General features: G+C 39.4%; 11 protein-coding genes. 3 read left to right on the plus strand and 8 right to left on the minus strand.

Annotated features, from left to right (window positions below):
- Positions 1-30: 30 nt before the first annotated feature.
- The 3 genes from IJT21_07095 to IJT21_07105 all read left to right on the plus strand — a co-directional run bounded on the left by IJT21_07095 (position 31) and on the right by IJT21_07105 (position 2,769).
- Complete coding sequence (locus tag IJT21_07095) at positions 31-345, plus strand: hypothetical protein (GenBank protein MBQ7578011.1); 315 nt, start codon at positions 31-33, stop codon at positions 343-345.
- A 242-nt stretch (positions 346-587) separates the two neighbouring features.
- Positions 588-1,349 carry a hypothetical protein gene (locus IJT21_07100; GenBank protein MBQ7578012.1) on the plus strand — a complete coding sequence of 254 codons (762 nt, stop codon included), beginning with the start codon at positions 588-590 and terminating at the stop codon, positions 1,347-1,349.
- A 145-nt stretch (positions 1,350-1,494) separates the two neighbouring features.
- Positions 1,495-2,769 carry a hypothetical protein gene (locus IJT21_07105; GenBank protein ID MBQ7578013.1) on the plus strand — a complete coding sequence of 425 codons (1,275 nt, stop codon included), beginning with the start codon at positions 1,495-1,497 and terminating at the stop codon, positions 2,767-2,769.
- Positions 2,770-2,812: 43 nt separating this feature from the next.
- On the opposite strand, the gene IJT21_07110 is transcribed toward IJT21_07105, so the two are convergent.
- Genes IJT21_07110 through IJT21_07145 form a run of 8 tightly spaced genes read right to left on the minus strand, consistent with a single transcriptional unit; the run spans position 2,813 to position 9,389 of the window.
- Positions 2,813-4,081, minus strand: coding sequence for an MFS transporter (locus IJT21_07110; GenBank protein ID MBQ7578014.1), 1,269 nt, complete (start codon positions 4,079-4,081; stop codon positions 2,813-2,815).
- A 3-nt stretch (positions 4,082-4,084) separates the two neighbouring features.
- The gene (gene cysS, locus IJT21_07115) at positions 4,085-5,509 is read right to left on the minus strand and encodes a cysteine--tRNA ligase (protein MBQ7578015.1); all 1,425 of its coding nucleotides are present in this window, start codon (positions 5,507-5,509) and stop codon (positions 4,085-4,087) included.
- Between the two features lie 21 nt (positions 5,510-5,530).
- Positions 5,531-5,800, minus strand: a complete 270-nt coding sequence (locus IJT21_07120) for a type II toxin-antitoxin system HicB family antitoxin (GenBank protein MBQ7578016.1) — start codon at positions 5,798-5,800, stop codon at positions 5,531-5,533.
- A 45-nt stretch (positions 5,801-5,845) separates the two neighbouring features.
- Positions 5,846-6,112 carry a type II toxin-antitoxin system HicB family antitoxin gene (locus tag IJT21_07125; GenBank protein MBQ7578017.1) on the minus strand — a complete coding sequence of 89 codons (267 nt, stop codon included), beginning with the start codon at positions 6,110-6,112 and terminating at the stop codon, positions 5,846-5,848.
- Entirely contained in the window at positions 6,112-6,291 is a 180-nt protein-coding gene (locus tag IJT21_07130) for a type II toxin-antitoxin system HicA family toxin (GenBank protein ID MBQ7578018.1), read from the minus strand. Before IJT21_07130 ends, IJT21_07125 begins: the two co-directional genes overlap by 1 nt.
- A gap of 54 nt (positions 6,292-6,345) precedes the next feature.
- Positions 6,346-7,464: a hypothetical protein gene (locus IJT21_07135; protein MBQ7578019.1), complete on the minus strand. Its 1,119-nt coding sequence runs from the start codon at positions 7,462-7,464 to the stop codon at positions 6,346-6,348.
- A 27-nt stretch (positions 7,465-7,491) separates the two neighbouring features.
- Positions 7,492-8,016, minus strand: coding sequence for a transglycosylase SLT domain-containing protein (locus IJT21_07140; GenBank protein ID MBQ7578020.1), 525 nt, complete (start codon positions 8,014-8,016; stop codon positions 7,492-7,494).
- The gene (locus IJT21_07145; protein MBQ7578021.1) at positions 8,013-9,389 is read right to left on the minus strand and encodes a TolC family protein; all 1,377 of its coding nucleotides are present in this window, start codon (positions 9,387-9,389) and stop codon (positions 8,013-8,015) included. Before IJT21_07145 ends, IJT21_07140 begins: the two co-directional genes overlap by 4 nt.
- Positions 9,390-9,872 lie beyond the last annotated feature (483 nt).

Below are 9,872 nucleotides of genomic sequence, written 5' to 3' on the forward strand. Positions count from 1 at the left end.
CGCAAAATATAAATAAGGAGCGATTTTACTGTGAATATGAAGCCGGAAAAATTTTTATCATGCGCGTTCATTAGTGTTGTAATGCTGTTTTTGTCCTCGATTTGTTATCACATAGCAGCAAGAGGAATCTACAAAATATCGCCTCATGAAGACAAAAAATTTATCAGCACTAATACAGTAGATTTAGCGAAATTATACCCGTTTGAGTCAAATTTTGATTCTGCACCTGCCGAAAATACGCAATTTACGCAAGGGGGGGGGGGGTATTACAACGTATTTATAATTTTCTCAAAGATAAAACAATTAGTTATACAACAGAAAAACTCGCAGGCTATGACCGCATAATAGAAAACTCAAGGCGTTATGAAGAGTTCATAAAATGGAATATCGCCTACATTCCTGAATATAACCCGGTAGTAAAACTCTCTGACGGATATTTAACAACTTTCACACAAAGCAGCGACGTTACACAAAATGCCCTCTCAACTTTAGAACTTGCTAATTTTTGCGCCTTACTTGACATTAAATTTTTTTATGTCAACCTGCCCAATAAAATATGCGTCTCTCAAGATAAAGACGTTTCCGGAGTGCTTGACTTCTCGAATCAGAACGCAGATAGATTCTTGACGCTGCTTGACAATTACGGCGTAAAATATTATGACTTGCGAAAAAATTTGCACGATCAAGGAATGAATCATCATGAAGCGTTTTTCAGAACAGATCATCATTGGAAGCCGGAGTCGGGACTATGGGCAGCAGGCGAGACTCTAAAGATTCTGCGCGATAATTATAATTGGCCGGTTAATCCTGAAATTTTGAATCCTGAAAATTTTGATTATGTGATTTATCGTAATTGGTTTCTGGGCTCTCAGGGCAAAAAAATTAAACTTGTGCGGACAAAACCTGACGATATTTCGCTAATTTATCCGAAATTTGAGACCAGCTTTATTTACGAGATTCCCACTTCTGCAATTAATAAAACCGGCGATTTTGCAATTATTTATAGTATGGAGTCAATACAAACGCACGATTACTATAATTTAAACTCTTATGCAGCGTACGATTATGCAGATCAACCGTTAATTAAATTCACGAATCTTTTGACCAGTTGTGATAAAAAATTGCTTGTGATTCATGAATCATTTGCAAATTGCGTGCTGCCATTTCTCGCGCTCGATATAAAAAATGTTGCAGAAATAGATTTACGCCATTTCACTGGAAGTCTACGAAATTATATTACTTCAGAACGGCCTGACATAGTTATTATAATGTATTATGCAACAGTTCCGGGACGTTCATCAAAGCCGGACGCATCAAAGACGGATAAAAAATTTTTTGATTTCAAATGATGTAAAATTATATTAGCACGATATTGTGTGAAGCATTACTATAACTGTGAAAATTTAACTGTTTTGTAATTGCAAAATTCTCGTTTTTCGTGAATATCAGTGTGTATAATGTTGACGCAAAATATAAATAAGGAGCGATTTTACTGTGAATATGAAACCTGCAAAATTTTTATCGTACATATTTGCAAGTATAATAATATTATTTTTGTGTTCAGTGTTGTATCAGCTTGCTTCTAGGGGGGTAGAAAAAATAGCGGAGAAAGAATCTAATATTCATATAAATTGGGAAAAATTATATCCGTTCGAGAATCCTATATACGCCCATACGCGATTGACGCAAGAAAGTGTATTAAAGCGAACTTATAAATATCTCAAGGCAAGATTTATAGCGCATACAAGTGAGAGACTTTTACTTTACATTCATATAGTCGAAGCAGCAAATAAATATAGAAATTTCATAAACTGGAATATTTCTCACATTGCAGAATATAACGCTGTAATAAAGCTCAAACACGGACATTTTGCGACGTTCACAAAGAGTTTTGATGTATCAGAAAAAGTTGCGTCCGTGAGAAATTTTGCTAACTTCTGCGAATCTCACGACATAAAATTTTTCTATGTGAATCTCCCGAATCAAATATGTAAATCCGAAGATAAAGACATTGCCGGGACTCTTGACTTCTCGAATCAGAACGCAGATAATTTTTTGCAAATGCTAGGCGATTACGGAGTAAAATATTATGACATGCGCGAGATTTTACACGATCAAGGAATGAATCATCATGAAGCGTTTTTCATCACAGACCATCATTGGAAGCCAGAGACAGGACTATGGGCAGCTAGAGAGATTCTAAAATTTTTGCGCAACGGCTATAAATGGCCGGTTAATCCTGAAATTTTGAATCCTGAAAATTTTGATTATGTGATTTATCGTGATTGGTATCTGGGTTCTTACGGCCAAAAAATTACTCTTGTGCGGGCAAAACCTGAAGACTTCACGATGATTTATCCGAAATTTGATACACTGCTTAAACTTGAGATTCCCGACAAAAAAATTAACATCAGCGGCGATTTTAGAATTATTTATGACATGAAACAACTTAACGAGAAAGATTATTACAGCTTATCACCGTATCAAGCATATATGTACGGAGGAAGACCGATAGTGAAAATAGAAAATTTGTTAGCTCATAACGAGAAAAAATTAATGATGGTTTATGACTCGTTCTCTTTGCCCGTTATACCGTTTATGGCACTTGATATAAAGCATATTGAAGCTATAGATTTGCGGCAGTTTAATGGGAGTCTCGAAACTTATATAAAGCGTAATAAACCCGATCTGATAATCGCAATTTATTATATCGAGATGCTTGCAAAAGGAAATAAGAGTCAAGCAGCAGTACTGTTTAATTTCAGGTAATAAAAAATTTTCCCCGACTCACTTCTGAATCGGGGACACTTCATTAAATCATTCCTACGAGCAGACCTACAATAAAAGTTGTCGGCCCCATCGTCAAGAATAATTGCGGGATACTCACTCCCCAGCCGATTAATACACTTGCGCCCAGTGCAGCAACAGCCATAAAAATCGAGTCAGTTATATTTGAACACGCTATAACGCCAGAAACTTTTGACTCAGGAGCTTTATTTTGCATGACAGCATACAACGGAACAATATATAACCCTCCGCAGAAAGCAATCATAAATAAACACGCAGTAATCATGAAATTTTCAGGTCGCGAGAAAAATTCTAATGCCCCAATAACCTGCGCGCTTGAGTCAACCGGCGGCCTATCGCTGACGTACCATAATAAAACACTCGATATTGCAATCCCATACGCAGCCGAAGGAACATATTTTGTCGTGATTTTACCCTTCAGAATCGAATTGCAGGCCATTGACCCTAAGCCTATACCGCATGAAAATATCGCAAGAAAACTTGTTGCAACGCTCTCATCTGTGCCGAGTATAAGTCTTGAATATGTCGGAAATTGCGCAAGAAATACAGAACCGACCAGCCAAAACCACGAAATAGCAAGCATTGAGCAAAATACTTTTTTCATCGGCCAAATCTCTCTAAACATTTCAATTGTGCGCGATACCAGCCTGAATGAAACTTTTCGAGTCGAGTCTATCGGCGTTGTAGGAGGAATAAATAAACTGCTCACCCATCCCGCAATAGCAATAAATACAGCTCCAAAGCCGACTAAATAAATACCGCCTTCACGCAAAATTAATAAACCGCCCGCTATCGTTCCCGTAAGAATCGCTAAATATGTGCCCATTTGTATTAAACCATTGCCAGCGATTAATTCATTTTCGGACAAGTGCTGAGGCAAAATGCTATACTTCGCAGGACTGAAAAACGCTGACTGAGCACCCATCATGAACAAAACTATAATTAACAGCCATAAATTATTGAGTATAAATCCAAGTGCAGCACCGCCCATAATAATTATTTCTGCAACCTTTACCCAGCGCATTAAATATGAACGGTCGAGTCTGTCTGCTAAATCACTCGCTGTCGGCGCAAAAATAAAGAACGGCAGTATAAATATTCCGGCAGCAGCATTTACAAGTATTCGAGGATCTAAGCCGGTTTCATCGCCTAATTTGTAGGTGATTAACATCATTAGCGCACTCTTGAAAAAATTGTCGTTGAAGGCTCCTAAAAATTGAGTCATGAACAACGGCATAAATCTTTTAGTGAAGAATAAAGCAAATTGACTCATAATTTATATTTCCCGCTTCCATTTAGTGCCCTGCGGTGTGTCCTCAAGGATTATTCCGCGCGATTTAAGCATGTCTCTAATTTCGTCGGAACGTGCAAAATTTTTCGCCTTTCTTGCCTGCGTGCGTTCCTGAATGAGTGCTTCAATTTCTTTGCTCTCTGAGTCTGACTCGTTGTCATCACTTCCGATAACACCTAAAATTTTGTCATAATCAGCGAGATATTTTTTTGCGAGATTAAAGAATTCAGCCGGCAGAGTCTCATTTTCCTTCAAGCTGGTGTTAATCAGGTGAACGACATCAAATAATATTCCGATTGCAGCAGCTGTATTAAAATCGTCATTCATTGAGTCAGAAAATTGCGAGTCTAACTCTTTGAGCTGAGAGTCAAATTTTTCTACGTTGAAATCGCTTGACTCACTGACTCTATTTTCTGCGGCAAAATCTAAATCGCTCAAACAATTTCGTAATCTCATGACTCCTGCTTCGGCCTGTTCAAGAGATTCAGTCGTGAAATTTATCGGGCTTCTATAGTGTGCGCTCAACATGAAGAATCGCAATGCAAGAGGGTTATATTTCTGAAGTGCTGCCCGTGCGGTTAAGAAATTTCCGAGAGATTTAGACATTTTCTCGCTGTCGATTAACAAGAATCCATTATGCAGCCAATAATTTACGAATGGACGGCCGGAATTTGACGCGGCTTCACTCTGTGCGGCTTCGTTCTCGTGGTGAGGGAACATTAAATCAACACCGCCCGAATGAATGTCAATATTGTCGCCCAAATATTTTGATGACATTGCAGAACATTCAATATGCCAACCGGGACGGCCTTTGCCCCATGGACTATCCCATGAAGGTTCGCCGGGTTTCTCTGCTTTCCATAGTGCAAAGTCGAGGGGATCTTTTTTCTTTTCGCCTGGCTGGACTCTTGCGCCTGACTCTAAGTCTTCGAGATTTTGTTTGCAGAGACTCCCGTATTTAGGCCAGCTTCTAACGTCAAAATATACGTCTCCGTTTGACTCGTATGCGTGGCCGTTAGCGATTATTCGTGAAATAGTATTTATTATTTCCGGTATGTGATCAGTTGCGCGCGGTGCTACGTCCGGTTTATGAATGCCGAGTGCGTCTGCGTCTTTGTTGTACTCGTTTATGAATCTTTCTGCGAGTTCGGGGACAGTAATATTTTCCTGATGAGCGCGATGAATCATTTTATCGTCAATATCAGTAAAATTCTGCACAAATTTAACTTTATAGCCTTCGTGTTCGAGCCAGCGTCTTAATACATCAAAGACTATAAACGGGCGTGCATTCCCGATATGGAAATAATCATAAACGGTCGGGCCGCATGAGTAAAAACTCACTTGGCCTGGGGTAATGGGTGTAAATTCTTCTTTCTTACGTGTTAAGTCATTAAATAGTACGAGACTCAAAATTTTCACTCCTTATTTGAGTTAAACAGCGATTTTTGTCTGCGAGTCATTATAATCATCAGTTAAGGGCAGTGAAGACGGCTTCTCAGGCTCCTTGCCTAATTCGCGGCAAAATTCGATATAATCATCGACTGCGCTGTGAAATTCTTTGATAATTCCTTCAGCTGACTCACTCATGAAATCAACAAAATCTGTTATACCAAGTAATCTGCCATATAAAATTTTATCAGGTGCGCTAAATTCGATTCTGGTGTAATAGTCCTTGTAGCACAAAATATTAAGATCTGACATTATATTTCACCTAAAATTTTAACGCCTGCTCCCGTCAAATTACAGTTAAACGGCGATCTTTGTCTGCGAGTCATTATAATCGTCAGTTAAGGGCAGTGAAGACGGTTTCTCAGGCTCCTTGCCCCATTCGCGGCAAAATTCGATATAATCATCAACTGCGCTGTGAAATTCTTTGATAATTCCCTCAACAGTGTTGCTCTCAAAATTTACGAGATCGCCAATATCTTCCAGAATACCGTGTAATACATTATCTTCTGCGCTGAAGCGAATCTTCGTATAGTAGCCTTTATACGTCAAAATGTTAGTTGTCATTATATTTCGCCTAGCTTTCTCAAAAAATTAATCAGATCTTCAACATTTCCTGAAGACATTACATCTCCAGGGTGCGGTTTGTGAAGCAAAATAAATTTTCCGTCTCCTCTCTCAAATTTTACACGAGATCCCGACGTTTTACCCTTGTTACTCTCATTAAAGCCGAATCTACTTAGCAAAGTTTTTGCCTCCTGATACGTATAATCCTTTGGCCGAGACAAAAGCCTCACGGGTTATGATTTACTCCTCCTAAACTTTAACGCAGCAATAAGCATTAACACAACGCCTGCACCCGTAAAATTACAGCCGCTTGAATTTTTCTTTGATGAACTCTTAATAACTGTACTCATCGTGATACTTAAAGGTACTCCGTCTAAATCTGCGCTGTCAAATTCTCCAAGCAAAGTATCTGTCTTGCTCTCATAAACGAAAATTTTTCCGCCCATTAAAGCAGCCATAACATTTTTATCTTTATCATAAACGAGCTGACACGCTGACTCACTTGATGTTTCGCTCTCAAGCATAACATAAATAGTGCTGTCATAATGCCATAATGAACTCGTATAATTTCCGTTAGATTCTATCTGCGTTATATAGTAAAATCCGTCATTACCTGTGTTATGATCCCTGCCGACAGCTATTACTTCTTCGTCCGTGCTTACAAGTGTTATAAACGTTCTGTTATCTAATCTTGCTACCCCTTTTTCATAGCCGATTACTATTTTATTATTTCCGAGTGAAGCAACGCAATCCGCCATAAAAGGAATATCAAAACTTGTGTAAGTCTTTACATTTTCCTTCAGCTGGCCGTCGAATCTAATCAGAAAACTTTGACTCAATGACGCATTTATCAGCAAATAAATATAATCATTGTCAACGATTAAGTCTCTGATTAAGTAATCCGGATCTGTCAAAGTGTAATGATTCAAATATTTAAAATTTCCGGAGTCAAATTCACTAATAGTATTATCCAGCACTGAAGCAACAAAAACGCTGTTGCCGTTACGCGAATATCCAACATTGAAAGCTCCATATGAACCGTCTAAATAATATTCATCTATGGGCGTTGTCATGTCCGACGTATTAAATATTAATGCCGAATCGCCTGATATAGCTGATGTGTCAGTCTCGCGTTTTATAAGCAAAATTCTAGCATAATCACCGTTTGCAAATGACGCAAGAATAGAATCATTTCCCGCGTTCGTATAAGTAGTTACAGGTATAGAGACATCCGGAATGCTTGAGACCTCGATAACGCCTAAATTTCCCGTTGAAGTATTATAAACAACGTCAGCCGATGAGACTCCCGCAAATAAGCAAATAAATAATAAACCTGCAAAAAATTTCTTCATGATAAAAAATTTCCCTTCATAAAAATTTTATTTCCTCTGCAGCTCTTGAACAGTTGCAATAACTTTTGTCGCTAATTTCCTGCTGCCTGAGCTGTAACGCATTAACGCACCCCATAAATCAGTGCTTGATTTCTTCATGCAGTCCGCAAAAATTTCTGTCCCGAAGAAAATATTAATTCTCGGATCAAATAAACCTTTCGAGCTCTTAATGTGAAATCTTTGCTGTAACGTCTTATAATGCGCTTTCCAGTGAATTTGCATTAATCCATAGTCGCCGCCTTTAGACACTGCATTTGCCCTCACTGTTGACTCATGCACGACAATAGCCGCTATAACATAAGGATCCTGATTAAATTTTTCTGCTGCCTCGATAATTATTGCTGAGTATTTATCGGCCTGCTTCTTGTTGACTTCAGGATTTACCCTCATGAACAAATCAGCTATATTTTTTGCGCGCGGGTCAGGTTTCTTCGCTGCTTCAGATTCAGAAAGACTCGCGCATAGAATCAATAATATTATAACGAGTAAAAATTTATTTCTTGTATTCATCATTTTTTAGAGTTTGTGCGTAAAATTTTTAGTCCAGGCTCGCCTAAAATGTCATTGCCCTTTCCGTAGCGTATTACTGCTTCGTGCCAAGAGCCGTCCTCGTTCGGTGAATAATCGCCTATAGCCTTTCTTAACGCAACAAGAGCTACATACATATTTTTTACTGCGTCGAGATATTCTGTCTTGACTGCCTGATATGCCGTCTGAGCGTTTATTAAATCTATCTGCGCGCCCATTCCCTCAGAGTACATTAATTCGGTGATTCTTAATTCTTCTTCGGAGCGTTCGACCTGCCTTTGTTTGTCCTTCTCTGATGCTGCGGCGTTCCTCCAATTGTTCATGGCAACTGTAATATCTCGTCTTGTTTGTTCCTTGAGTGCGTCAAGATTTGCTTCTGCTGCCTGAATCAATCTATCAGCGTTCAAGACTCTATATTTTGTCTCGTTACCGTCAGTTAATGGGAACGTGAGAGTCAAACTTGCGCCGGCCTCTCTTCCGTTGGGTGTAGCTGTGTTCTTAGGGTCTGCCCATGGAGTCCACTGGAATCCAAAATCAAGTGTAGGCGATAAACCTTTTGCCATCAATTTTTTCACGAGTTTTGCGCGTTCGAGATTGAGTCTTGCTCCCCTCACATCAGGACGGGCCGACAAAGCCGAGTCATAATCGAGAGCTACATCAAATTTAGGGACTTCGAGATCGCCTGCTGCGGGTTCAACGTCGAGACCTCCTGCCATTAATGACAGTTCAGCGAGCAAATTTAAATATGTTGTCTCGGCATTCTTTACGAGTGTTTCAGCTTCTACGACTTGAGCCTCACTCCTGACGATATCGAGTCTAGGGACTAATTCCTGATTATATTTTTCCATTGTAACGCGGTGATTTTCTGCGCGCTGTAACATGATTTCACGCTGTAATTTCATATTTTCACGTGCAAGAACTGCGCTCCACCACGTTTCTTCTGCTGCTGCTATGAGAGTATTTAAATTTGTGTCGAAAGTTGCCCGCGAGACTTCATAACCGAGTATGTGCTGTTTCTCGTCAAGTTTGTAGCTGCCGTTGATGTCGATTCGCTGAGTGAGAGTAAATTTAAGGCTGCCTACTGCTACATGATATTTTTTCTCGTTCCCGTTTGCCTGTGCGCTTGCAAATGAACCTGACGCTGCTAAATTAGTGCTCGGCCTCTGATAAGCTACTGACGCAAGAACAGAATAATAATCGGCTTCAACGTTTTTTATTGCTGCCTTGAGAGTGTGATTATTGAGCAAGATTTCATTTACATATTCAGCTAGAGTCATGGACACCGACGCAGACGACATCGACGGAGTAATGACAACTGCCGTAATAATTGGAAGTATATAACGCTTTATAATTTGCATATATCAGCTAATCTCCTTCATGATAATAGTTTACATATGATATAAAATCGCCGTAAATTTTGCATGGCGATAATTGCGGGATAATATAACACTTTTGCGCTTGATTGCGAAATTTTTTTACGGGGATAACGCATGAGGTACGCGGATTACGGGCGGGGAGGGGGTTCGGGGGAACGGGTTTTCAGGGGTGCCCCCGACTACACAAAAAATTTTTTTACGGCTATTAATGGCAAACACTTTTAAGTCGATAAATGCAAAGTCAAAGGCAAAAACATTTTTATAACCGGGGTCGATTGCGCGTCAATGGCTGTTCCCGTTGGCCGCAGTGTAATCACATTAGCGCGAACATACAAAAATTTTTACGGCTACCATATGCTATAGTGAACACAACAAGCAAAGTCAAAGGCAAAAACCTTTTTTTACGGCACATTATTAAAACCTTCACTGCTGATTCTGAGTCCGCGTTTGAATTGGTTAGTCCCA

It is taken from the genome of Synergistaceae bacterium (assembly GCA_017443945.1).
Lineage (GTDB): Bacteria > Synergistota > Synergistia > Synergistales > Aminobacteriaceae > JAFUXM01.

Coding starts and splice junctions, on each gene's coding strand:
- IJT21_07110 (MBQ7578014.1), bottom strand. CDS start 4,081: ATGAGTCAATTTGCTTTATTCTTCACTAAAAGATTTATGCCGTTGTTC.
- IJT21_07120 (MBQ7578016.1), bottom strand. CDS start 5,800: ATGTCAGATCTTAATATTTTGTGCTACAAGGACTATTACACCAGAATC.
- IJT21_07125 (MBQ7578017.1), bottom strand. CDS start 6,112: ATGACAACTAACATTTTGACGTATAAAGGCTACTATACGAAGATTCGC.
- IJT21_07135 (MBQ7578019.1), bottom strand. CDS start 7,464: ATGAAGAAATTTTTTGCAGGTTTATTATTTATTTGCTTATTTGCGGGA.
- IJT21_07140 (MBQ7578020.1), bottom strand. CDS start 8,016: ATGATGAATACAAGAAATAAATTTTTACTCGTTATAATATTATTGATT.
- IJT21_07145 (MBQ7578021.1), bottom strand. CDS start 9,389: ATGCAAATTATAAAGCGTTATATACTTCCAATTATTACGGCAGTTGTC.